The organism is Ferrimonas sp., assembly GCF_048263965.1.
Classification (GTDB): Bacteria; Pseudomonadota; Gammaproteobacteria; order Enterobacterales; family Shewanellaceae; genus Ferrimonas.
In genome coordinates this window covers 202,498-226,296 of sequence record NZ_JBLXDO010000004.1, presented here as the reverse complement: position 1 = coordinate 226,296, position 23,799 = coordinate 202,498, and the positions used below count along the sequence as shown (strand labels likewise).

The following is a 23,799-nucleotide window of genomic DNA, read 5'->3' as shown; positions in this document are numbered from 1 at the left end:
TACGGGTGCTGTTAATTCATGGGGCAAGAGCGGTCTTCGCTCATGTGGCCAAACGAGATGACAGGCTGGGAAGATGGCTGAGCAACCTGATAGCGCGCCGGGGCAAACGCAAGGCAATCGTGGCCCTGGCCAATAAACTGGCTCGGATTGCCTGGAGCATGACGGTCAGCGGAAACCAATTCGAGTTGAATCACGCTTTCACAGCTTCCAAATAACCACTTCCTCCACTTTAAGAGGGGAATAGAGGGTACCAAGCAACCTGAGTTTGCATAACTTGATGAAAAACGGTTATCCGGCCTGGCAAGAGCCTGACATAAGACCGACAGAGAATGTCGTTCCAGCGTGAAGGTGGCCAGGTTCGGACCACATTGTGGCGCTACCTCTCGAAGGTAATACAGACGCCGGATATACGTCCGCAAACCGATCTCATCAATGTCTTGCAACTGCAGGGGCGTCCATATATGTCTTTGATTTTGGAGAGGCACAGGAAAGCCGCTGGACCCCGGCGTGCGCCGGGGAGGCGGGAGAGGGATGTCATTGTGGCGAACGCCGCAATCCAGTGTCTGTGGTTTTAGCCGGGGCTCGCGCAAGAAAGTCCCTGGATCCCGGCGTGCGCCGGGGAGACGACTGTGCGTTAGCGCGGGGAAGTACTGCGTCGTAGCCTTCTCTTGAAGCTGCAGATTTGCAGGGAGTCTGTTCCAATGTCATAGGGTTCCCTTTAGCACGGTTATGCCGGTGAACGCCGGTACCCAGTGTCTTTGATTTTGGAGAGGCACAGGAAAGCCGCTGGACCCCGGCCTGCGCCGGGGAGACGGGAGAGGGATGTCATTGTGGCGAACGCCGCAATCCAGCGTCTGTGGTTTCAGGCGGGGCCGAGCAGGAAAGCCGCTGGACCCCGGCCTGCGCCGGGGAGACGGGGGAGGGATGTCATTGTGGCGAATGCCGCAATCCAGCGTCTGTGGTTTTAGAGGGGAGAAGACAATAAAAAAGCCACCGCTTAGGGTGGCTTTTCTGTTTCCAGGCTAGAGCTTACAGAGCGCTGAGCTGCTGCTTCTGCTCTTCCAGCTTGGCGATGTCGCGCTTGGCTTCATCCAGCTTGGCTTGCTCCTTGGCGACAACGGCCTCGGGGGCCTTGGCCAGGAAGCCCTGGTTGGAGAGCTTCTTCTCAACGCGCTCGGCATCCTGAGCTAGCTTGGCGATCTGCTTGTCGATACGGGCCATTTCGGCTTCCACGTCGATCAGGCCGGCCATGGGGATCAGCAGTTCCATCTCACCAATCAGCTGGGTGGTGCACATGGGTGCGTCGCCAGACAGCTCGGTGATGGACTCCAGGTTCGCCAGCTTGGTCAGGAAGGTGCTGTTGGTGTCGATGCGAGCCAGGTCCTGAGCGGAGGCGTTCTTCAGCAGCACGTTCAGCGGCTTGGACGGCGCCACGTTCAGCTCGCCACGGATGTTACGCACCGCGACGATGAACTGCTTCACCCACTCCAGATCGGCGTGGGCTTCTTCGTTCACCAGAGAAGCATCGAAGCTTGGGAACTCACACAGCATGATGGTATCGGCTTCGATGCCCATCAGCTTGGAGACGGTCAGCCAGATCTCTTCGGTGATGTAAGGCATCAGCGGGTGCAGCATGCGCAGCATCCCTTCCAGCACGGTCATCAGGGTATGACGGGTACCACGCTGCTGGGCGTCGCTGCCAGATTGCAGAACCGGCTTGGTCAGTTCCAGGTACCAGTCACAGAACTGGTTCCAGGTGAACTCGTAGGCGATGTTGGCGGCCATGTCGAAACGGTAGCCTTCCATCGCTTCACGGATGTTCTTCACGGTGTCGTTGTACTGAGCCAGGATCCAGCGATCCGCCAGGGACAGCTCCATGTCGCCACCGTTGAAGCCACAGTCGTGCTCTTCGGTGTTCATCAGTACGAAACGGCTGGCGTTCCACAGCTTGTTGGCGAAGTTGCGGTAACCCTCCAGGCGGTTCATGTCCCAGTTGATGTCACGACCGGTGGAGGCCATGGCTGCCAGGGTGAAACGCAGGGCGTCGGTGCCGTGTGGGGCGATGCCATCCGGGAACTGCTTGCGAGTGGATTTCTCGATCTTGGCGGCCAGCTGCGGCTGCATCATGTTGCCGGTACGCTTCTCAACCAGGGACTCCAGGTCGATGCCGTCAATCATATCCAGAGGATCCAACACGTTACCCTTGGACTTGGACATCTTGTCGCCGTTCTCGTCACGGATCAGGCCGGTAACGTACACGGTCTTGAACGGAACCTGAGGCTTGCCGTCTTCGTCCTTGATGAAGTGCATGGTCATCATGATCATCCGGGCAACCCAGAAGAAGATGATGTCGAAACCGGTTACCAGCACGTCGGAGGGGTGGAAGGTCTTCAGATCTTCCAGGTTGTCCGGCCAGCCCAGGGTGGAGAAGGTCCACAGGGCGGAGGAGAACCAGGTGTCCAGTACGTCGTCGTCCTGGCGCAGGGCCACGTCGGCGGCCAGGCCATTGGCGGCGCGCACTTCGTCCTCGGTGCGGCCTACGTACACCTTGCCAGACTCGTCATACCAAGCCGGGATGCGGTGACCCCACCACAGCTGACGGGAGATGCACCAGTCCTGGATGTCGCGCATCCAGCTGAAGTACATGTTCTCGTACTGCTGAGGTACAAATTTGATGTCGCCGTTTTCAACGGCTTCGGTGGCGGTCTTGGCCAGAGGGGCGGTGCGCACGTACCACTGGTCGGTCAGCATCGGCTCGATCACCACGCCACCACGGTCGCCGTAAGGCACCTGCAGGACGTGGTCTTTGATCTCTTCCAGCAGACCCAGCTCTTCGAATTCGGCCACTACCGCCTTACGAGCTTTGAAGCGCTCCAGGCCGTGGTATTTCTCGGGCAGCTCGGTGGTGTAGACGTCGGAGGCTTCACCGTTGAAGTCGAACACCTCGGCGGCGTCGCGGATGTCGCCGTTGAAGGTGAGGATGTTGATCATCGGCAGCTTGTTGCGCTTACCCACTTCGTAATCGTTGAAGTCGTGGGCCGGGGTGATCTTCACACAACCGGTGCCCTTCTCCATGTCGGCGTGCTCGTCGGCGACGATGGGGATGCGACGATTAACGATAGGCAGGATGATCTCTTTGCCAATCAGATTTTTGTAGCGAGGATCTTCCGGGTTTACCGCCACGCCGGTGTCGCCCAGCATGGTTTCCGGACGGGTGGTGGCCACCACGATGTAGTCTTTGCCGTCGGCGGTCTGAACGCCATCCGCCAGAGGGTAGCGGAAGTGCCACATGAAGCCCTTCTTCTCCTTGTTCTCTACCTCGAGATCGGAGATGGCGGTGTGCAGCTTGGGATCCCAGTTCACCAGGCGCTTGCCGCGGTAGATCAGGTCATCTTCGTACAGGCGGACAAACACTTCCTGAACCGCCTTGGACAGGCCTTCATCCATGGTGAAGCGCTCACGGTCCCAGTCGACGGACGCGCCCAGGCGACGCAGCTGCTGGGTAATGGTACCGCCGGACTCGGCTTTCCATTCCCACACCTTGTCGATGAAGGTTTCACGACCCAGTTCCTGACGGGTGATCCCCTGAGCGGCCAGTTTGCGCTCGACCACCATCTGGGTGGCGATACCGGCGTGGTCAGTACCGACCTGCCACAGGGTGTTTTTGCCCTGCATGCGCTGGTAACGGATCATGGTGTCCATGATGGTGTCTTGGAACGCGTGGCCCATGTGCAGGCTGCCGGTGACGTTCGGCGGCGGGATCATGATGCTGTAGGCGTCTTTGCTGGTGTCGCCGTGGGGCTTGAAGTACCCGGCATTCTCCCAACGCTGATAGTGGCGCTGTTCGATGGCGTTGGGGTTGTAAGTCTTATCCATGGGTGTTCCGAAATCAGTGAAAACTAAAGCGGCTGCGCAGCCAGGTCATGGGTGGTCAGTTCCACCCCCATCTGGCGGTAAGCGCGGTAACGCTCACGGGCCAGGGCCTTGGCATCGTCGGCAGCCGGGACAAAATCGAAAATTTGCGCAAATTCTACCGCAAATTGGGGCGCTTTGGCGGCCAGGTTGATTAAAACCGGCCGTTTTTTTGAGCTGAACTGGCCATTATGGCCAATTTCCACCGGCGCGCCACCCCGGGGACCCTCTCCCACCAGGTTGTGGGGAACGAAGCGGTCGGCGTCGAATTGCCACAGGGTCTCATCCATCTGCTCAGCCTGGGTCTGGTCCTCGCAGTGGAGGTAGACAGGTTTGCCTTGCCGGTAGCAGTTGGCTGCCAGCTGGCAGGCAAGGCTCAGGTGGGCGCTCAAGGCACCGTCGGCGTTGGCATCGATAAGATAGAAGGTGGCGTTGGCCATGCAGTTCGGCTCCTGGGCCTGTTGAACTTGGGTGGTGTCAGCTCAGCCCCAAAGGGCGAACGGAGTATTCTATCGCGTCGAGGCGGCGACAGAAACAGAAAAGGCGGGGAGAACCCCGCCTTTTTCAGTTGGTCAGGCCATAGGCCTTATTCCACGTCCAGCTCACCGGTGCGGGAGAGCAGGAACTGGGTCAGCAGAGGCACAGGGCGACCGGTGGAGCCCTTGTTGGCGCCACTTTCCCAGGCGGTGCCGGCGATGTCCAGGTGGGCCCAGCTGTACTTCTTGGTGAAGCGGGACAGGAAGGCCGCGGCGGTGATGGTCCCGGCGGGACGACCACCCAGGTTGGTCATGTCGGCGAAGGGGCTCTTCAGCTGCTCCTGATAGTCTTCCCACAGGGGCAGACGCCAGCAACGGTCACCGGACTGTTCACCGGCATGCTGCAGGTCGTGAGCCAGGGAGTTCTGGTTGGAGAGCAGGCCGGAGGCGTGCTTGCCCAGGGCGATGACGCAGGCACCGGTCAGGGTGGCGGTGTCGATCACCAGCTCGGGGTCGAAGCGCTCCACATAGGTGAGGGCGTCACACAGCACCAGGCGGCCTTCGGCGTCGGTGTTGAGCACCTCGACGGTCTGGCCGGACATGGTGGTGAGGATGTCACCGGGGCGGTAGCTCTTGCCGTCGGGCATGTTTTCACAGCCCGCCAGAACGAAGACGATGTTGGCTTTGAGGTCCAGCTCGCACACGGACTTCAGGGTACCCAGTACGCCGGCGGCGCCGCCCATGTCGTACTTCATCTCGTCCATGCCTTCGCCGGGTTTCAGGGAGATGCCGCCGGAGTCGAAGGTCAGGCCCTTGCCCACCAGCACGATGGGACGCTGGTCCTCGTCGCCGCCCTGGTAGTGGCAGACGGTCATCATCGACTCGTTTTCACTGCCACGGCCCACGGCCAGGTAGCAGTTCATCCCCAGTTCGGCCATCTGCTCTTCGCCGATCACCTCGACCCGCAGCTTTTCGTACTGCTCGGCCAGTTGGCGCGCCTGGCTGGCCAGGTAGGCGGGGTTGCAGATGTTCGGTGGCATGTTGGCCACGTCACGGCACATCTTGCTGCCGGCAGCTACGCCCAGACCATGGGCAATGGCTTTCTCACCCACGGTCAGCTCGCGACGGGTGGGTACATTGAACACCATCTTGCGCAGAGGGCGACGGGTTTCGTCTTTCTTGCTCTTGAGCGCATCGAAGGTGTACAGGGTGGATTGGGTGGTCTCGATCGCCTGGCGCACCTTCCAGTAGGTGTCGCGACCCTTAACGTGCAGTTCGGTCAGGAAGCACACCGCTTCCATGGAACCGGTTTCGTTGAGGGTGTTGATGGTCTTGGCGATGATCTGCTTGTACTGGCGCTCATCCAGCTCGCGCTCTTTGCCACAGCCTACCAGCAGTACCCGCTCGGAAAGCACATTGGGTACGTGGTGCAGTAACAGCATTTGACCGGGTTTTCCTTCAAGATCGCCGCGGCGCAGCAGGTTGCTGATGTAGCCGTCGCTGATGCGATCCAGTTGTTCTCCTACAGCGGACAGGCGGCGCGGTTCGAAGACACCTACAACGATGCAGGCGCTGCGCTGTTTTTCTGGGCTACCGCTTTTTACACTGAACTCCATGCCATCTCCCGGTTTCGTAAAGACAAAGCGTATGAATTGTTAGATAATGGCCCCTTTATCGGCTCCTGACAGCATCATTGCGGAACTCCATCTGCTAAACTGGGGTCCGCCCCGATGTTGCCCCCTTAAATAATAGGGGATAAGGGCCCGGGCTGGTTACAAAAACATCTGAAAGTAACCAGTTTACTTAAATAACGTCTCGTTTCCAGAGAAATTACAAGTTTGCTAGTTGAGCACAGACTTTGATTATCTTTCGCTACTTGTTGAAGGAAGCGTTCAGAGCACAGATTGCCGTGCTGGCCGTGCTGGTTTCCATTTTCGTAAGTCAACAGTTCGTTCGCATTCTGGCGGACGCCGCCGAAGGTCAGCTTCCCGGGAAGCTGATCACCACCCTGGTGGCGCTGAACATGCCCGAACTCTTGGCGCTTATTTTGCCGCTGTCCCTGTTCCTGGGGATCCTGCTGGCACATGGCCGTCTCTACGCCGACAGCGAGATGACGGTGCTGCACGCCGTGGGGGTGTCCGAGTGGTACGTCACCCGGGTGACCCTGGTGCTGGCGCTGATCATGGCGATCATCTCCGGCTTTATCTCCATCAAGGTGGCGCCCTGGGCCAAGGAGACGGAGTACCAGGTGCTGGAGAAGGCCGAATCTGAGGCGGGGCTGGCGGCCCTGGTGCAGGGCCGGTTCCAGCAGGCATCCAACGGTAAGGCGGTGATCTACGTGGAAGGCTTGTCCAAGGGCAAGCTGGAGAACGTGTTCGTGGCCATGCTGCCCCCCAATGATCAGCCGGACAGTGAAACCTCCATCGTGATGGCCAATGGCGGCGCCATGGTGGAGGAGCGCGACGGTTCCCAGCGACTGCAGCTCAGTGAGGGCACCCGCTACAACATGATTGCCGGCTCTCCCGAGTCCAACCAGATCGGCTTCGATACCTACCAGATGGAGATTCGCGAGCAGGAGGTGGACAAGAAGCGCCGCAAGTTGTCCGCCTACTCCATGCAGCAGCTGCTGGATGAGGGCACGCCCCACGCCTGGGCCGAGATCCATTGGCGGCTGGCGGTGCCCATCGCCATTCCTCTGCTGACCCTGATTGCGGTGCCCATGGCCCGCACCAATGTACGCCAGGGTAAGTTTGCCAAGATGATGCCGGCGATCCTGATGTACCTGGGGTACTTCGCCCTGATGATGGCCGGTCGTAAGGCGATTGAAGATCAGGTGATTCCCGCCGCCATCGGCATGTGGGGCATCCATCTGGCGGCCCTGGCAATTGGGGTGGTGCTGGTGGGCAAGGGCCGGCCAACCGGCAAGAAGATTGCCGCTAAGCTGGTGAGGGGCAAGTGATGATCAAGATCCTCGACCTCTACATCGGCCGCACTATCATCAACACCTCGGCCCTGTGCCTGCTGGTGCTGGCCGGCCTCTCCGGCCTGATCAAGTTTGTCGATCAGTTGCGCTACGTCGGCCGGGGTGACTTCGACATCTTCGACGTGGGCCTCTATGTGCTGTTCCTGGTGCCCCGGGACATCGAGATGTTCTTCCCCATCGCCGCCATGCTGGGTGCCCTGATTGGCATCGGCATGCTGGCCTCCAGCTCTGAGCTGGTGGTGATGCAGGCGGCGGGGATGTCCAAGTTCCAGATCACCCTGTCGGTGATGAAGACCGCGGTGCCGCTGATGCTGACCATCATGCTGGTGGGCGAGTATGTGGCACCGGCGTCCGAGGCGACCGCCCGGGAGATGAAGGCGCAGAAGATCTCCGGAGGTAACCTGATTGGTGGCGCCCGGGGTTCCTGGGCCAAGGATGGGGACAGCTTCGTCAACATCGGCACGGTGCAGGATACCGGTCATCTGCAGAACGTCACCATCTACCACTTCGACAAGTCCCGCAACCTGGACAAGGTCACCTTCGCCAAGCAGGCGGTGTTTGACGGCGATGCCTGGCGCATCATCGACATCACCGACACCCTGATGGAGGAGAAACAGGTGACGGTGACCGAGCGGGAACAGGACCGCTGGAAGTCCACCCTGACCCCGGACAAGCTGCAGGTGGTGACGGTTCATCCCGAGTCGCTCTCCATCAGTGGCCTGTTGGACTACCTGGATTACCTCGAGGTGAACCAGCAGGACCCCACCCGCTATCAGTTGGCGCTGTGGCGCAAGGTGGGTCAGCCGGTGACTGTGGCGGTGATGATGCTGCTGGCGCTCTCCTTCATCTTCGGTCCGCTGCGCAGCGTGACCATGGGCGCGCGTATCCTGTTGGGGGTGGTGACCGGGTTCAGTTTCTATCTGGCCAGTGAGATTTTCGGCCCCATGAGCTTGGTGGCCAATCTGCCGCCCTTCCTGGGGGCGTTTTTGCCCTCCATGCTGTTTGCCGGAGTGGCCATCTATCTGCTCCAGCGGCGATAGTCACCTTGGCGCCGACTCAAAACTGGAAGAGGGAGCCCCGGGGCTCCCTCTTTGATTTAAGTCATTTTGTGGTAGGCAATCATTACCATGACAGCACCGGTCAAGGCGATCATGGTTCCCAAAAGACCGACACTGTCGCCGGCGCTAATCTGAAACACCTGGGCCAAATAGCCACCAAAAATGGCACCTCCAACGGCCAATGCGATTGTCAGAGAGGGGCCAAATCCCCGGGTGCCTCTTAGAGTCCACAGTGCCCAGCCGCCTACCAATAAGCCGGCCACCATCCAGGTCAGGATCACCATGGGACCTCCTAAGGTGCGACGCGCCAACGGCGCGCCACCTTTAAGCGTAGCCCTTTCAGGAACCCATGCGAGCCCGATTTTGTTCCAGAGTTAATTCCACCATCTCACTGTGACTCCACTTGTCGTGCAGGGCGCGTTTGTCTGAGCTCAGCAGCATGGTCAGGGTCATCAGTCCAAAGGCGGAGGTGAGGGTGCGCACCACCCCTTGCTGCCAGCTGATGAGGCTGCCGTCGGTGTTTTGCAGCTTCAGCCGCCAGGCGCGCATGCCTATGGTTTGTCCGGATTTTTGCCAGAAGTAGCAGAAGAAGGCCATGACGCCGGTCAGCTTGAACAGCTCATTGACCAGGGTCCAGAACGCACTGTGCTGGAGGACGTCGACGGCGTGCTCCTGCCCCAGGGTATCCACCATGCCATTGGTGACCAGAATGCCGAATAGGGCGAAGAACAGGGCACCCACAGCCATGTAGATGGCAAGGGCTACCAGGGCGTCGTAGATCAGGGTGGCCAGGCGGCGTTTCAGGCTGGCTCTGGGGGCGTTGGCGTGGGGGTGCATAACTTGTCCTGCTTCGAATTCTGGCGGCAGTTTACCAGAGAAAGAGGGGGTTGCGCATTTCGTGATAAGGCTCTCGCTCCGCGCTGCAAAACTGTGATTTTCGCTGAGTAATGGTTAATTCCGTGATCTCGAACTTGCGTCGAAGCTAATGTGGTTGCGGCTCACAAAAAACGTGACATTCTTGTTACTCAGTTAATGAACGCCATTGATGCTTGTACAAAAATGGTGCAAATGAGGCGCAAGTTTTATTCGACGTTAAATTAAGTCTGAATTAAGTCGCTATTTCTTTGAGCAATGCGACTCTTGCAACTTACTGATATAGAAATAATTGATGTTTGCTTCGCCTGGGCGCCCCGTGAGAAGGGCAAATCGTCTGGTTGGATCTCTGTCAAGAACGGAGTTCACCGGCCGATATCAAGGATGTGCCCAGCATTGAATCGTCACAAATCAGTCACATAAATCGTGTTCGAGGTTTGGACGGTTTCTGTCGAATGGATCACCCCAATTGACCGTGCCTGAGGGCGAGTGCCCTCATTATTTTTGTCGGTCGTGTAACTAAATCAGTTGCTGCTGTAGGTGGAGAAGATATATGAAGCGACTCGGATTGATGGGAAAGATGTTGCTCCTGGCAACCCTGCCCCTGGTGATTACTCTGGTGGTGGTGACCGCTGGCTCTATCTACTTCAAGGAGCAGACCCTTGAGAAGCAGGTGGCGACCTTTACCGAAGATCTGCGCCACGAGAAGATGGCCCAGGTGAAAGACGCGGTAACCATCGCCATCGGCACCGTCCGTAATCAGATTAAGGCTCAGCCCCATAGAGAGCCCCTGGACGTGGTGCGCGACACCCTGACCCAGGTGAAATTTGGTGACGGTGGCTACTTCTTCCTCTACGACATGGAAGGCACCAACATGTTCCATGCCCTCAAGCCTGAGGTTGAGGGCAAGAACCTTATCCACCTGAAAGATCCCAATGGCACCCCCTTTATCGTTGAGCTGATCAACGCTGCCAAGGCGGGTGGTGGCACCTCCTCCTATTTCTATCAGAAGCCAGGCAGTGACAAACTGGTGGAGAAGGTGAGCTGGGTTGAGCCTCTGAATGAATATGGCTGGTGGCTGGGTACCGGTGTCTATGTGGATGAGATTGAAGCCGCAGTGGATGCCTTCCGGGTGGATGCGGAGGCCCGTGCCCAGGAGGAGACCCTGACCAACATCATGATCTCCCTCGGCATCATGGCGCTGGCCATTGTCACCATCATCTATGTGTCCCGTCGCACCGTGGCGCCGGTAAACGCCATGCTGATGAATCTGCAGGAGATTGCCCAGGGTGAGGGTGACCTGACCAAGCGTCTGGAAGTGAAGGGCCAGGATGAGATTGCCCAACTGGGTGAAGCCTTCAACCAGTTTACCTCCAAGCTGCAGGAGACCATCCGTGAAGTGGCCGATGCCACCGAGCAGGTGGGCATGGCGGTGGACAGCATCAACGATCAGACTGGCACCATCAGTCGTCAGCTGGCCACCCACAATGATGAGACCGAGCAGGTGGTGACTGCGGTGACCGAGATGAGCACCGCCGCGGCCCAGATTGCCGGCAATGCCAACCAGGTGGCGGATGCCACCCAGGCGGCCGCCGACGACGCCGGCACCGCACAGAACAAGCTGGGTCACTCGGTGACCTCCATCAATGCCCTGGTGGGTGAGGTGGATCTGGCGGCTCAGCATATTGACCGTCTCAACGAGCAGTCCACCAAGATCCACAGCGTCCTAGGGGTGATTGGTGACATCGCCGATCAGACTAACCTGCTGGCCCTGAACGCCGCCATCGAGGCTGCCCGGGCCGGAGACCAGGGTCGAGGCTTTGCGGTGGTGGCCGACGAGGTACGGGGCCTGGCCAGCCGTACCCAGACCAGCACCCTGGAGATCAAGGAGATGCTGGACGAACTGCACCAGTCTGTATCCAAGGCGGTAGAGACCATGAGCAACAGCCAGCAGAACTGTGAAACCACGGTGAGCTCCTCCTCTGAGATCACCACCAGCCTGAATGCGGTGTCCGGTGCAGTGAATGAGATCAATGACATGACCAGTCAGATCGCCACCGCCGCCACAGAGCAGAGCTCGGTGACCGAGGAGATCAACCGCAACATGGTGGCCATCCGTGACATCGTTGGTGAGCTGGTGCACGCCAGTGAGGAGTCTGCCCAGATCTCCGATCAACTGGGGATGTCCGGTCAGAAGCTGAGACAGCTGGTGGGCCAGTTCAAGGTCTAACCCGCTTTACCTTTAAAAAAGCCCCGCTGTCATGCGGGGCTTTTTGTTTTTATGTATCCCCTTAGAAGTTATTCAGGAAGTAGGGGATCATCAGAGCGTTGGCCAAATCGATGAAGAAGGCACACACCAGGGGCACCACGATGAAGGCCAGCTGGGAGTTGCCGTACTTGTGGGAGACCGCCGACATGTTGGCCATGGCGGTGGGGGTGGATCCCAGGGAGATACCACCGAAACCGGCGCACACCACGGCGGCGTCGTAGTTCTTACCCATGGCCGGGAACACCACCAGCAGGTTGATGGCGATGGCCACCAGGAACTGGGCGCCGAGGATGGCGAAGATGGGGCCGGCCAGGTCCACCAGGGTCCACAGCTGCATGCTCATCAGCGACATCGCCAGGAAGGTGCCCAGGGAGATGTCGGCGATCAGCGCCAGGGCCGGTTTACGGGCGGGCCATTGGCTGCCACTGATGCGGGGGAAGTTCTTGGGCATCAGATTGGTGATGGCGATACCGGCAAACAGGCAGGTGACGAACAGGGGCAGTTGCAGCCCCAGTTGCTCTATCCCCTCGTTCAGCAGGAAACCGGCGATGATGCACAGGTGGATGGCGTAGATGGCATCGAGGAAGTCGAAGGCGTCGATGCGGCTGTCGTCCTCATCCGCCAGGCCCACGTTGGGCTGTTCGTGCTCGGCGGGTTTCAGGTTGTGCTTTGAGATCAGGAATTTGGCGATGGGGCCGCCCATCAGGCTGGCCAGGATCAGGCCGAAGGTGGCACTGGCGATGCCGATCTCCATGGCGCTGGTGACGCCGAAGCGTTCGCCGATGGAGGGGGCCCAGGCGATGGCGGTACCATGGCCGCCAATCAGGGAGACGCTGCCTCCCAGCAATCCCACCGGCGCACCCAGGCCAAACAGCGCGGCGACGCTGATGCCGGTGAGGTTCTGCAGCACCATGTAGCCGATGGTGACCGCCAGCAGGATGATCAGCGGCTTGCCCCCTTTGAGCAGGTCCCCCAGGCTGGCGTTGATGCCGATGGTGGTGAAGAAGTAGACCAGCAACACGTCCCGGGCATTGAGGGTAAACTCCACCTCGATGGAGGTAAGCAGATACACCAGGGTCAGCAGCACCGAGAACAGCAGGCCGCCGGTGACCGGCTCCGGAATGCTGAACTTGCGCAAAAAGCCGATGCCGGCATTGAGTCGCCGTCCTACGAACAGGACGAAGATGCCGATGGTGATGGTGAAAAAGGGACTGATGGTAAGGACGTTACCGTCCAGGACGAGGTCCATATGGGTTCTCCGGCTCCTTGGAAGCCTTGCACAGTATGCGCAAGCTACAGAAGTGCCTCACTGGCACCACCCTCCAAGCTAGCACAGATTATGAGCAAGTTAAGCTGGATCACCCTTGAACCGGAATCAGGATTTGCCAAGGGGCGTCAGTGGGCCACCAGCGCCGGGGCGGTGGGGGTTGATGCCATGGACGAATTCTATCCAGTTGATGCCATGGGGGTTGCGCCGAATCGCAGGGGGACTATAATGCAAACCCTCTATGCCGAGGTGGCGGAATTGGTAGACGCAGCGGATTCAAAATCCGCCGGTGGTGACACCTTGAGGGTTCAAGTCCCTCTCTCGGTACCAAACACAGAGAAAGGCCCTGACGAAAGTCGGGGTCTTTTTCGTTTCTGGGCTGAAGCGCCTTCTCATTCGGCGCGATAGGGTCCCTGCCATCGCCTCACCCTTTCTGGAAACATCCCGATAACACTGATGATCTGAGTCAACGGTCCAGCGCCGAGCTAAGGATACACTGGACAGCATCTCTTAATGTCAGCCTGAAAGTGGATTCCAGTGCACAACTCTCTCCGGTTTATCGCTCTATTGCTCCTGTTGCATTGCTTCCCTGTGTTGGCCAAGGAGTCAAAAGGGATCATTCTCTTCGAGCGCTTGCACTCTCCGCAGCAGTACATAGAGCCCATTGATGCCCATGCCAGCTTGGTGATGGATCTTGAGTTGCACTGGAGAGCTTGGGGGTTGATGGGGGAGCCGGTTATCTACAGTGAGGCCCGTTGGCGTTTGCGCGGTATCGACCTCATAGCGAGAGGTTCAGGTGAGCATCGATGGTTCGATTTATGCTCGGATAAACAGAGTTACGACTGCCTGCCAGACTCAGTGACTAAGACCATTAAACCAGTGCATCTGAAGATGTTGGTGCCTATCTTGCGCCCTACCCACACACCGCTCCTGAGGCCGGAGATGATGGCCGCCAACGGGTTGATTCTCGACCCTGGAGTACTGGCGGAATCGTCACTTAGGGACCTGTCTGAGACAGAGCTCTCGTTTAATACTCCAGGCAGCCCTAACTGGAATCGGAGTGTGGTTTCCAATATGCACTCAGCCAGTCAGAAAAAGCTGAGTGCTGAGCAGCTTGCTTATCTGCCAGAGCGGGAGGCGCAGATGCTGTTTCAGCATGGGTTCGAGTTGAGTGAGAGGCAGCATGTACGCGCCTATCCGATAGCCTTTTCTGCCAGCTTTTATCATTTCGCGGAGTATCTGCTTGAACAGCAGCGCCTGGAGTCTGAAAAGAAACTGAGCAGAGCGAAGGCTGACCGAATCGATGCCGCATTAAGTACCGCAGTGCAAGTGGAAGAGGACGACATCTTTGCTGAGTTTGAGCGGGAATATATCTCCAGTGACATAGAGACCCAAATGCAGTCAGAGGAGTCAGACCTGCAGAAGGCGTTAGAGCACCTGCAACATAGGTTGGGGGAGATGGGGCGCCAGGAGAATGCGTTGTTGCTAAAACGGATCCGGGAGATTCAGAGTCGCACCTTGCCCGGAGAGACTCTGGTGCCTGTGCTTGATGAAGACGCCAACAAGACAGACAGCCTCTACGGGTACAAAAGAAGTGTTGTCCATCAGGAGTGGGTAATCCCCCCTCGGTTTGGTTTTGCCGGTGATTTTCATCAGGGGTTGGCGCTGGCCTCTGTGGGTAGCGGCAAGGAGCGTCGCTACGGGTATATTAACTCAGCTGGCGACTGGGTGATTGCGCCGAAATTCGAGGGTGCCAGACGTTTTTCAGAGGGCTTGGCTGCTGCTATTGGAGAGGGAGAGTATGGCAGCAAACGCTATGGCTACATTGATACCCGGGGTGAGTGGGTGATCGAGCCGGCCTTTGAGGATGCCAGAGACTTTGCAGAAGGCCGGGCGCGAGTCGAGTCCAATTACAAATGGGGGATGATCAACTCCGATGGAAGCTGGGTCATTCTGCCAAAGTTTGCAGAGATGGACGCGTTTTCTGAAGGTCTGGCCGTTGTTCAGAAACTGCCCGGTGACTACAGCAGCGATGAGTACATCGATGGCCGCGGCGACATCGCTTTAGACGGCAGATTTGATGAAGCCTATCCCTTTTCCGAGGGGAGGGCGCGGGTTTGGAAAAGGCGCAAAGGTTTTGGCTTTATCGATGACCGTGGTCGCTGGATAGTCAGGCCAGGGTATGCGCAAGCGGAAGATTTTTCTGAAGGATTGGCATCGGTTCAGCAAAGCCGTAATGGTCTGTTTGGCTATATCGGCCCCGATGGGCACTGGGTTATTCAGCCCAGATTTATCTCTACGGCTCCATTTTCGGAGGGTAAAGCCGCGGTTCGTATAGGTGAGGACCGCCCCCTTGGCTATATCGGCCCCGATGGCGAATGGGTGATCCGCCCACAATTTGATACTGCGGCGCCATTCTCTGGAGGCCGAGCCGTTGTGACCTTTGATACCAGATACGATAAGGGAGAGTGCAGTAATACTCACGAGTATTGGAAAGCGGCGATCATCGATGAAACGGGGCAGTTTATCGTCGGGCCGGAGAGCAAGAGTCGGTACCTGGGTGACGGGACGTGTTTTAAGAGTGGTTTTCATCTGTACCGGGATAACATCGATTAGCGATGGTATGCAGAAGAGATAACGAACTTTCAGTACAGGAATGAATAATGCAGATGGTAAGGGTATCCAATGAGATTGTTTCTGGGTAAGGGATTGCTTAAAGAGAGTTTGAGTATTGTGGCTTTACTGGGGGTGAGTAGCCTGATGTTGGCTTGCTCCTCTCTGCCACCTGAGAAGCGCAGCTTCCAAAAGGAGATCAATAAAGCGGTTGCGGGAGATGAGGGGGCTGCGCGAACCGTCAGTTATGTGTATTGCACGGGCGACTGGTATAAGTTGTTTAAAACTTATAAGAATCCGCAGAAGTGTATTGAGTGGACTCGCTACGTGCTCTCCCTCATAGGGGCATCAGAAGCCAGCAATTACATTGGCGCCCGTCCGGCTGAGCGGTATTCATGGGCCTTGGGAGACCTGGTCCGCGGCGACAGATCAAGTCACTACAGTCAGCAGAAAGTTCAGCTTATTGAACAGGTAGAATCCATAGGCACTGACGATGCCAAGCTCGGACTGTGGTATTTCTACAGTAACTATCCCAGGCACGACAAGGATAAGTCACGGCGTACTGAATTGAGCGGGTGGTTGTGCAAAAAAGGCCATATTGGTTCGTACCAATTACGACCAGCTGAGTATTGCAGTCAACATGCAAATTTTATCTATGAAGCGGGGGAAAAAGTTGAAGCCCTGAGGCTGTATGAGCAGCATGGTACCTGGGGGGCCCGCTCCCGTTACAACCTGGCCAGGTTGTACTGGCAGCCACCAAAGGGGGAGGAGGTCAAGCCTGAAAAGTCGCTGAAGCTGATGAAGTCTGCCTATGAGACCTGGTTGAATGAATGTTACGAAGAGGATGGTAAACACGCCAAACGCTGCACCGAGATGAAGGGGCGCCGTGATTCCAAGGTCTTTAAAATTCAGGCTGAGGTGGCGTTTAAGCAGGATGCGGGTTTAAACCGAACCATTCGCCTGGACAAATACAAGGTGGCCGTCACCAACTATCTGAAATCAAAGAAATATACAGAGGCTTTGGTGTACTTTGATCTGTTAGAGCGGATGGACTACCAGTTGCCTGTTTCAATGAGTTTCTTCAAGGCTGAGGCGTACTTCTATACGGATGAGGCCGATAAGGCGAAGAGCATCTATCAGCAATATCTGAATTCAGCAGGGAAAAAAGGCGCCTATTACCGAACTGCTTTGGAGCGGTTGAACGAGATCAGCGCCCTGTAGATAATCCGTACCCCAAAGGCCCTGACGAAAGTCGGGGCCTTTTTCGTTTTCGCCTGATTTTAGGCCTACCTCTTTTAGCGTCTCGCTTTGCCACCGAACACTCAGGCCGGCAAGAGAGTGCTCCTTTCAGAGTTACCCCCTTCATGGTTACCCCTTGCTGGCGTTTGGGCTTCCCGCCTTCGGTTAGGCCGATCTACCGGACTTTGCCTGATCCGATCAGTTGGAAAAAGATCATTAAATATCAGTGCTATCTGCTGATGAGTTGGAGGTTGATGTTAACGGCTGGGTAAGTTTTAATCAGCCGGTTTCGGAAAAAGCGACATTTCGGATACCTTTTCTCTAACATTAGGTTTCAGCTCACAGTTATTCAGTTTCCAGTAGGTTAGCTTTGCCTACTATGGCCGAGCTACGCCTGTTCGACCCGAATTCCCGGGGATTCAGTTAGCTCGCAGCCTGAAAAATTTCGGCAGAGAGGTCGCCGCGACTGCCTCTTGTGTCTTTAGCTGTTCAGTCGCGGGGGAGAGTCCATGATCCGCCTGGCAGAACTTAAAATCCGCCCAAAACTCATAGGTTTGCTCTTTATAACCGGGGTGATCCCCATGGTGATTGTGACCTTTATTGCCAGCCGTCTGGCCAATGAAGCGTTGATCAACCAATCCTTTGACCAGCTCAATGCGGTGCAGTCTATCCGTAAGGCCAACATCGAAAACTACTTCGATGAGCGGCTGGCGGACATTCGGGTGTTGTCTGAGTCGGAGCGCATTCAGAATTTGTTGCGGGAGCTGGACGAGGGCAGCCTGACCCGGGAGCGTCGTCAGGAGTTCGACGTGGCTCTGGAGGCCTACATTCAGGCCTATGGCTACAACAACCTCTACCTGATCGATGGCAGCGACGGCAGAGTGGATTTCGCCCTGACCCTGAGAGAGCTGGAGGGGCGAGGCCTGCAGAGCGGCGTGTTGAGAGGCAGCGGCCTCAATCAAGCCTGGACCAAGGTGACCACCAGTGGCGATTCCGTGGTAGTGGACTTCGCTCCCTTCGAGCCCAACCAGGGCAGTGAGACGGCGTTTCTGGCCCAGCCCATTTTCGATCATCAGCAGCGCATTGTGTCGGTGCTGGTGCTGCAGCTGACGCCGGAGTTTGTCACCGGCATCGTCGATGCCCGCGATGGCATGGGGGAGACCGGTGAGTCCTACCTGATGGGGGTCCATGGCGACGGCGAACGCTACGAGTTCCGCAGCAACATGCGCACCATGGGCGATGGCAGCTACGTGGTGGGCTATGCCCTGGCCCAGCCCCTGGACTACTGGCGCAAGGCGGCGGAGATGGGCACCCGCGGCGGCCATGACACCTTTATCGACAGTGCCGGCACCCCGGTACTGGTGAGCTACAACCGGCTGGCGATCCCCGGCCTGCAGTGGTACCTGATCTCCAAGGTCAACGAGGATGAGGTGACCCAGCCCATCCTGGATATCTACACCCAGGTGGTGATGACCGCAGCCCTGGTGCTGCTGTTTATCGGCGGTGCCGCCTTCCTGTTTTCCCGTACCCTGACTCAGCCCCTGATTGACGGCATGGAGTTCGCACAGAAGATTGCCCGCGGCAAGCTGGGCGCCAACCTGCCCGAAGCCCGCAGCGATGAGCTGGGGGATCTGGCCCGGGCCCTCAATGGCATGGCCAGGGATCTCAGGAATCAGCACTGGCTTACTTCGGGTAAAGAGACTCTGGACGACCAGTTGCGGGGCGACCTGCAGATGGAGGAGCTGGCGGGACGTTTCATCACTCAGTTCTGCAAGCACATGGATTGTCAGCTGGGGGCGCTGTATCTGCTGGACGATGACCGCATGCTGGGACTCAAGGCCAGCTACTCCTTTACCGACCGTCAGGGTAACTTCAACCGCATCGCCCTGGGTGAGGGAATGGTGGGGCAGTCTCTGCTGGAGGAGGAGGTGATCTGCTTCTCCAGGGTGGAGCGGGCGCCGGTGCTGAATTTTGGTGCCGGAGAACTGATTCCCGAACATTTCATGGCCATTCCCATCAGTGTGGATGGCCATAAGCTGGGGGCGGTGCTCTTGGGTGCCACCACGCCATTCTCCTCCCTGCAGCGCAAGTTCATCGATCAGGTGATGGCCAATGTGGGCATCCTGTTCAATGCCGCCAACGCCCGCCAGGTGATCGACCAGTTGCTGGCCCAGGCTCAGGAGCAGCAGCAGGCGCTTAAGGTGACCAACGAGGAGCTGGAGGAGCAGACCGATGCCCTGCGCCGCTCCGAGGGGGAACTGCAGGCCCAGCAGGAGGAGCTGCGGGTGGCCAACGAGGAGCTGGAGGAGCAGGCCAAGGTCCTCAAGCAGTCCGAGGCGGAACTCCAGGCTCAGCAGGAGGAGTTGAGGGTTACCAACGAGGAGCTGGAGGAGCGCTCCAAGGCGTTGGAGGAGCAGAAGGAGGCGATGGAGGCGAGCAATCATCAGCTGCAGCAGGCCCAGAAGGAGGCCCGCGATAAGGCCAGTGAGCTTGAGGACGCCAGTAAGTACAAGTCAGAGTTCCTGGCCAACATGTCCCATGAACTGCGGACGCCGCTGAACTCCATCCTGATCCTGTCCCAGCTGTTTGCCGGCAACAAGGAGGGCAACCTCAACGACAAGCAGATTGAGGCGGCCCGAGCGATCAACTCCTCGGGGTCGGATCTGCTGTCGCTGATCAACGAGATTCTCGACCTGTCCAAGATTGAGGCGGGCAAGGTGGAGTTGATGGTCGAAGAGGTGGGGATCGATTCCCTGTTCGCCGACCTGGAACGTCTCTATCGGCAGCTGGCCACGGACAAGGGGCTGGACTTCCAGCTGAAGGTGCAGGGGGCGGTGCCGGACACCCTGCACACCGACTCCATGAGGCTGCAACAGGTGCTGCGCAACCTGCTGACTAACGCCTTCAAGTTTACCCATGAGGGCGAGGTGAGCCTCACCCTCTCCAGCCCGGATCCCAAGTGGTGCCTGCAACGGGGCATCAACGGCGAAGGTTGCATCGCCTTTGCGGTGAAGGATGACGGCATCGGCATCTCCAAAGATAAGCAGCAGGCAATTTTCCAGGCGTTCCAGCAGGCGGATGGCAGCACCAGCCGCAAGTATGGTGGTACCGGTCTGGGCCTCTCCATCACCAAAGAGCTGACCCGTCTGCTTGGTGGTTCCATCCACCTGGAGAGCGAAGAGGGGCAGGGCAGCTGCTTTACCCTGGTGCTGCCTCAGACTGGCCCCAAACTCCCGGGCAGCGCCGAGCCGGAGCAGGGCGCACCGGTCAACGAACCCAAGCCGCAGCCGGTGAAAGAGGACGTGCCCGCGCGCCCTGTCGCGCCAGCGCCGCAAGTTCTGCAGTCGCCCCCCGGGGACGACAGCGAATACATCAGTGACGACCGCAAGGGGCTGGGCGAAGAGGAGCGCAGCCTGTTGATCATCGAAGATGACAAGGCGTTTGCCAAGGTGATGCGGGACTTCGGCCGCGAACGTGGCTTCAAGTGCATTGTCGCCTCCGACGGTGAGACCGGCCTGCACTTTGCCGATTACTACAAGCCCAGCGCCATCATCCTGGATATTGGCCTGCCGGGGATCGACGGCTGGACCGTGATGGAGCGGCTGAAGGAGAACCCGGCCCTGCGCCACATCCCGGTGCACTTCATGTCCGCCAACGACAGCACCCTGGATGCCATGCGCATGGGGGCCATCGGCTACCTGACCAAGCCGGTGAACCTGGTTGAGATGGAGAGCGCCTTCGGCAAGATTGAGGAGATCATCTCCAAGCCGGTGCGCAAGTTGCTGCTGGTGGAGGATGATGATCTGCAGCGTCACAGCATCCAGGAGCTGATCGGTGACGGTGACGTCAGCATCACCGCCGTGGGCTCAGGCCGCGAGGCCCTGGAGGAGCTGGAGCATCAGGGTTATGACTGTATGGTGCTGGACCTGGGGCTGGAGGACATGTCCGGCTTCGAGCTGCTGGACAAGATCCGCCGCAGTGAAACCGCCGCCAGGGTGCCCATCATCATCTACACCGGCCGCGACCTGACCCGTGAGGAGGAGAAGGAGCTCAATCGCTACGCCGAGAGCATCATCATCAAGGGGGTGAAATCCCCCGAGCGACTGCTGGATGAGTCTGCCCTGTTCCTGCACCGGGTGGAGGCGGACCTGCCCGAGGAGAAGCGTGGAATGCTCAAGTCGATCCACCACAAGGAGTCGGCCCTGAGCGGCAAACAGATCCTGCTGGTGGATGACGACATGCGCAACGTCTTTGCCCTCTCCAGTGTGCTGGAGGAGAAGGGGATGGAGGTGACCATCGCCCGGAACGGCTTCGAGGCCCTGGAGAAGCTGGAGGAGATGGAGCAGGTGGACGGTGTACTGATGGACATCATGATGCCGAAGATGGATGGCTATGAAGCGATGCGGCGGATTCGTCAGCGCAGCGACTGGGCCAAGCTGCCCATTATCGCCCTCACCGCCAAGGCGATGAAGGGGGATCGCAGCAAGTGCATTGAAGCCGGTGCCAGCGATTACCTGGCCAAGCCGGTGGACACGGATAAGCTGCTGTCGATGTTGAGAGTGTGGTTGTACTGATGAGTGAGATGGTAACCGTTGCCGATGAGCAACTGGAGATAGACCTGCTGCTGGAGGCGATCTTCCGCAAGTACGGCTATGACTTCCGTGACTATGCCGGGGCGCACACCAAGCGTCGGCTGGACCTGCGCCGGGCCCGGGAGGGGATGGCCAGCTTCTCCGAGATGCAGCACAAGGTGATCCGCGAGCCGGACTTCTTCAATAAGCTGCTGCTGGATCTGTCCATCAATGTCACCGAGATGTTCCGCGACCCCTGGTTCTATCAGAAGGTGCGCGAAGTGGTGGTGCCTCACCTGCAGACCTACCCCTTTATCAAGGTGTGGCATGCGGGCTGCTCCTCGGGTCAGGAGGTCTACTCCATGGGAATCCTGCTGGAGGAGGAGGGGCTCAAGGAGCGGGTGCAGATCTACGCCACCGACTTCAATGAGCGGATTCTGGAGAGGGCCCGTCAGGGGATCTACCCCATGAACCTGGTGCGGGAGTACACCGCCAACTACCAGAAGGCGGGGGGCACAGGCTCCTTCTGCGATTACTACACCGCGGATTACGACAGCGCGGTGATCAAGAGCCGGTTGCGGGATAAGGTGCTGTTCTCTTCCCACAACCTGGTGACCGACAGTGTGTTTGGCGAGATGAATCTGATCTTCTGCCGTAACGTACTGATCTATTTTAATCGGGAGCTGCAGAGCAAGGTGCTTAAGCTGTTCTATGACAGCCTCTGTCCCGGCGGTTTCCTCTGTCTGGGTTCCAAGGAGAGCATCCGCTTCTCCGAGGTGGCGGACAAGTTCGAAGTGGTGTCTGAGCGGGAGCGCATCTATCGCAAGAAGCGCCTGCCATAGGGGAGAGGATGGAGTTGGACTCTGACTACAAGGCTGTGGTTATCGGGGTGTCTGCCGGCGGTCTGGCGGCCCTGGAGAGGATATTGCTCAAGCTGAAGGGCAATTTCCCCCTGCCTGTGCTGATCGTCCAGCACGTGGGCCCGGTGTCCGACAGCTACCTGCCCATCCACTTCAGCATGCGCTGCGCCCTGCCAGTGTATGAGGCGGAGGATAAGCAGCCCATCGAAGCGGGTACCGTCTATTTTGCTCCGCCCAACTATCACCTGATGGTGGAGCTGAGCCACACCCTGGCCCTGAGCACCGAGGACAGGGTCAATTTCTCGCGGCCGGCGGTGGACGTGCTGTTTGAAACCGCCGCCGACGCCTATGGACCGGGCCTGGTGGGGGTGATCCTTACCGGCTCCAACAGCGACGGGGCCGCGGGAATGGAAAGGATAAAACAACGGGGCGGCCTGCTGGTAGTACAGAGCCCCGAGAGCGCGGAAGCGCCACAGATGCCGATGGCGGTGCTGGAGCGGGTCGAGGTTGACCATCAGCTGCCCCTGGATGAGATCGGCCACTTTTTAAATTCACTGAGTAGCGACTAGTTATGGGCACTCCCAAGATACTGATAGTGGACGACAGACCCGAGAACCTGCTGACCCTGGAAGGGCTGCTGGAGGGGTTCAATGCCGAGTTGGTTCGTGCCACCTCAGGCGAACAGGCCCTGGCCCACACCCTGGATCATGATTTTGCGCTGATCCTGCTGGATGTGCAGATGCCGGGGATGGACGGGTTCGAGGTGGCGGAGCTGATGCGGGGAAACAGCAAGACCAAACACATCCCCATCATCTTCGTCACCGCCTCCTACAAGGCGTCGGAGCATATCTTCAAGGGGTATGAATCCGGTGCGGTGGACTATCTGCTTAAGCCGCTGAACACGATGATGTTCCGCAGCAAGGTTGGGGTGTTTCTCGAGTTGTTTGCCCAGAGGGAGGCCCTCTCCGACAAGACCCAGGAGTTCGACCGCAAGCTGGTGGAGCTGGAGGAGCTGCAGCAGCAGCTGGAGGAGACCAACGAACAGTTGCTGATGCTCTCCACCACCGACGGCCTCACCGGCCTGTTGAACTGGCGCCGCTTCGATGAACTGCTTAACGAGGAGTGGAAACGGGGCAGCCGCAACCAGCGCGCCCTCTCTCTGGTGCTGATGGACATCGATCACTTCAAGGCATACAACGACACCTATGGCCACCAGCTGGGGGACGATTGCCTGAGGGAGGTGGCCTCCACCCTGGTGAAGATCCCCATGCGTGCCATGGACAAGACCTCCCGCATCGGTGGCGAGGAGTTTGCGGTGCTGTTGCCGGAAACCGACTGCAATGGCGCCATGGAGGTGGCCAACCGCATCCGGGAGTGTGTCGATGCCCTGGGTAAGCCGCATCGCAGCTCCCCCACGGCGGAGAACGTCACCATCAGCGTGGGGGTGGCCAGCATGGTGCCCACCCTGGGTGACCCGGCGAGAAAGTTGCTGGAGATGGCGGACGTGGCACTGTATGAAGCCAAGAGCGAGGGGCGCAATCGCTGCTGTTGTCACAAGTGCAGCCTGGTGATCCCAGCCTAAGCTTGCGGCAGATCAAACTTAGGGTGGTTCCTTCTCAGAGTGGGCGCGGATCGATTGTATGACGATTTTTAAATGAGTAATATTTTGCTCGTTTAC

General features: G+C 58.3%; 15 protein-coding genes, 1 tRNA gene and 1 pseudogene. 11 read left to right on the top strand and 6 right to left on the bottom strand.

What is annotated here, in order from left to right:
- Positions 1-215 (top strand): annotated as a pseudogene (locus ACN0RV_RS06455) (IS110 family transposase); the annotation flags it as partial.
- 814 nt (positions 216-1,029) lie between these two features.
- Here the strand turns inward: ACN0RV_RS06455 and ACN0RV_RS06450 are convergent.
- The 3 genes from ACN0RV_RS06450 to pepA form a co-directional block, all read right to left on the bottom strand.
- Positions 1,030-3,876 (bottom strand): valine--tRNA ligase, encoded by a 2,847-nt coding sequence (locus ACN0RV_RS06450; protein WP_417346621.1) that lies wholly within the window; start codon positions 3,874-3,876, stop codon positions 1,030-1,032.
- 23 nt (positions 3,877-3,899) lie between these two features.
- The gene (locus ACN0RV_RS06445; protein ID WP_417346619.1) at positions 3,900-4,352 is read right to left on the bottom strand and encodes a DNA polymerase III subunit chi; all 453 of its coding nucleotides are present in this window, start codon (positions 4,350-4,352) and stop codon (positions 3,900-3,902) included.
- Positions 4,353-4,498: 146 nt separating this feature from the next.
- Positions 4,499-6,004, bottom strand: coding sequence for a leucyl aminopeptidase (gene pepA, locus ACN0RV_RS06440; RefSeq protein WP_417346618.1), 1,506 nt, complete (start codon positions 6,002-6,004; stop codon positions 4,499-4,501).
- Between the two features lie 242 nt (positions 6,005-6,246).
- On the opposite strand from pepA, the gene lptF reads away from it, so the two are divergent.
- Both lptF and lptG read left to right on the top strand, forming a co-directional pair.
- Entirely contained in the window at positions 6,247-7,347 is a 1,101-nt protein-coding gene (gene lptF / locus ACN0RV_RS06435; RefSeq protein ID WP_417346616.1) for an LPS export ABC transporter permease LptF, read from the top strand.
- Between the two features lie 2 nt (positions 7,348-7,349).
- Complete coding sequence (lptG, locus tag ACN0RV_RS06430) at positions 7,350-8,411, top strand: LPS export ABC transporter permease LptG (RefSeq protein WP_417346635.1); 1,062 nt, start codon at positions 7,350-7,352, stop codon at positions 8,409-8,411.
- Positions 8,412-8,467: 56 nt separating this feature from the next.
- On the opposite strand, the gene ACN0RV_RS06425 is transcribed toward lptG, so the two are convergent.
- Both ACN0RV_RS06425 and ACN0RV_RS06420 read right to left on the bottom strand, forming a co-directional pair.
- On the bottom strand, positions 8,468-8,713 hold the full coding sequence (locus ACN0RV_RS06425; protein ID WP_417346614.1) for a hypothetical protein: 246 nt from the start codon (positions 8,711-8,713) through the stop codon (positions 8,468-8,470).
- A gap of 55 nt (positions 8,714-8,768) precedes the next feature.
- Positions 8,769-9,266, bottom strand: a complete 498-nt coding sequence (locus ACN0RV_RS06420) for an RDD family protein (RefSeq protein ID WP_417346613.1) — start codon at positions 9,264-9,266, stop codon at positions 8,769-8,771.
- 589 nt (positions 9,267-9,855) lie between these two features.
- On the opposite strand from ACN0RV_RS06420, the gene ACN0RV_RS06415 reads away from it, so the two are divergent.
- Positions 9,856-11,532 carry a methyl-accepting chemotaxis protein gene (locus tag ACN0RV_RS06415; RefSeq protein ID WP_417346611.1) on the top strand — a complete coding sequence of 559 codons (1,677 nt, stop codon included), beginning with the start codon at positions 9,856-9,858 and terminating at the stop codon, positions 11,530-11,532.
- Between the two features lie 61 nt (positions 11,533-11,593).
- Here ACN0RV_RS06415 and gltS read toward each other — a convergent pair whose 3' ends face one another.
- Complete coding sequence (gene gltS / locus ACN0RV_RS06410) at positions 11,594-12,820, bottom strand: sodium/glutamate symporter (protein WP_417346609.1); 1,227 nt, start codon at positions 12,818-12,820, stop codon at positions 11,594-11,596.
- A 261-nt stretch (positions 12,821-13,081) separates the two neighbouring features.
- On the opposite strand from gltS, the gene ACN0RV_RS06405 reads away from it, so the two are divergent.
- From ACN0RV_RS06405 to ACN0RV_RS06375, 7 genes are all read left to right on the top strand, one after another.
- Positions 13,082-13,168, top strand: a tRNA-Leu gene (locus tag ACN0RV_RS06405).
- Between the two features lie 207 nt (positions 13,169-13,375).
- On the top strand, positions 13,376-15,454 hold the full coding sequence (locus ACN0RV_RS06400; protein WP_417346607.1) for a WG repeat-containing protein: 2,079 nt from the start codon (positions 13,376-13,378) through the stop codon (positions 15,452-15,454).
- 69 nt (positions 15,455-15,523) lie between these two features.
- Positions 15,524-16,672: a hypothetical protein gene (locus tag ACN0RV_RS06395; protein WP_417346605.1), complete on the top strand. Its 1,149-nt coding sequence runs from the start codon at positions 15,524-15,526 to the stop codon at positions 16,670-16,672.
- 599 nt (positions 16,673-17,271) lie between these two features.
- Entirely contained in the window at positions 17,272-21,264 is a 3,993-nt protein-coding gene (locus ACN0RV_RS06390) for a response regulator (RefSeq protein WP_417346603.1), read from the top strand.
- Positions 21,264-22,103, top strand: coding sequence for a CheR family methyltransferase (locus ACN0RV_RS06385; protein WP_417346601.1), 840 nt, complete (start codon positions 21,264-21,266; stop codon positions 22,101-22,103). Before ACN0RV_RS06390 ends, ACN0RV_RS06385 begins: the two co-directional genes overlap by 1 nt.
- 8 nt (positions 22,104-22,111) lie before the next feature.
- Complete coding sequence (locus ACN0RV_RS06380) at positions 22,112-22,690, top strand: chemotaxis protein CheB (protein ID WP_417346599.1); 579 nt, start codon at positions 22,112-22,114, stop codon at positions 22,688-22,690.
- Between the two features lie 26 nt (positions 22,691-22,716).
- Positions 22,717-23,703, top strand: a complete 987-nt coding sequence (locus ACN0RV_RS06375; RefSeq protein ID WP_417346597.1) for a diguanylate cyclase domain-containing protein — start codon at positions 22,717-22,719, stop codon at positions 23,701-23,703.
- The last annotated feature ends 96 nt before the right edge of the window (positions 23,704-23,799 follow it).

What these genes read in the sequence shown, in the direction of transcription:
- ACN0RV_RS06395 (WP_417346605.1), top strand. Translation starts at nt 15,524, where the DNA reads ATGAGATTGTTTCTGGGTAAGGGATTGCTTAAAGAGAGTTTGAGTATT.
- gltS (WP_417346609.1), bottom strand. Translation starts at nt 12,820, where the DNA reads ATGGACCTCGTCCTGGACGGTAACGTCCTTACCATCAGTCCCTTTTTC.
- ACN0RV_RS06425 (WP_417346614.1), bottom strand. Translation starts at nt 8,713, where the DNA reads ATGGTGATCCTGACCTGGATGGTGGCCGGCTTATTGGTAGGCGGCTGG.
- pepA (WP_417346618.1), bottom strand. Translation starts at nt 6,004, where the DNA reads ATGGAGTTCAGTGTAAAAAGCGGTAGCCCAGAAAAACAGCGCAGCGCC.
- ACN0RV_RS06420 (WP_417346613.1), bottom strand. Translation starts at nt 9,266, where the DNA reads ATGCACCCCCACGCCAACGCCCCCAGAGCCAGCCTGAAACGCCGCCTG.
- ACN0RV_RS06445 (WP_417346619.1), bottom strand. Translation starts at nt 4,352, where the DNA reads ATGGCCAACGCCACCTTCTATCTTATCGATGCCAACGCCGACGGTGCC.
- ACN0RV_RS06380 (WP_417346599.1), top strand. Translation starts at nt 22,112, where the DNA reads ATGGAGTTGGACTCTGACTACAAGGCTGTGGTTATCGGGGTGTCTGCC.
- ACN0RV_RS06415 (WP_417346611.1), top strand. Translation starts at nt 9,856, where the DNA reads ATGAAGCGACTCGGATTGATGGGAAAGATGTTGCTCCTGGCAACCCTG.
- ACN0RV_RS06385 (WP_417346601.1), top strand. Translation starts at nt 21,264, where the DNA reads ATGAGTGAGATGGTAACCGTTGCCGATGAGCAACTGGAGATAGACCTG.
- ACN0RV_RS06390 (WP_417346603.1), top strand. Translation starts at nt 17,272, where the DNA reads ATGGTGATTGTGACCTTTATTGCCAGCCGTCTGGCCAATGAAGCGTTG.
- ACN0RV_RS06450 (WP_417346621.1), bottom strand. Translation starts at nt 3,876, where the DNA reads ATGGATAAGACTTACAACCCCAACGCCATCGAACAGCGCCACTATCAG.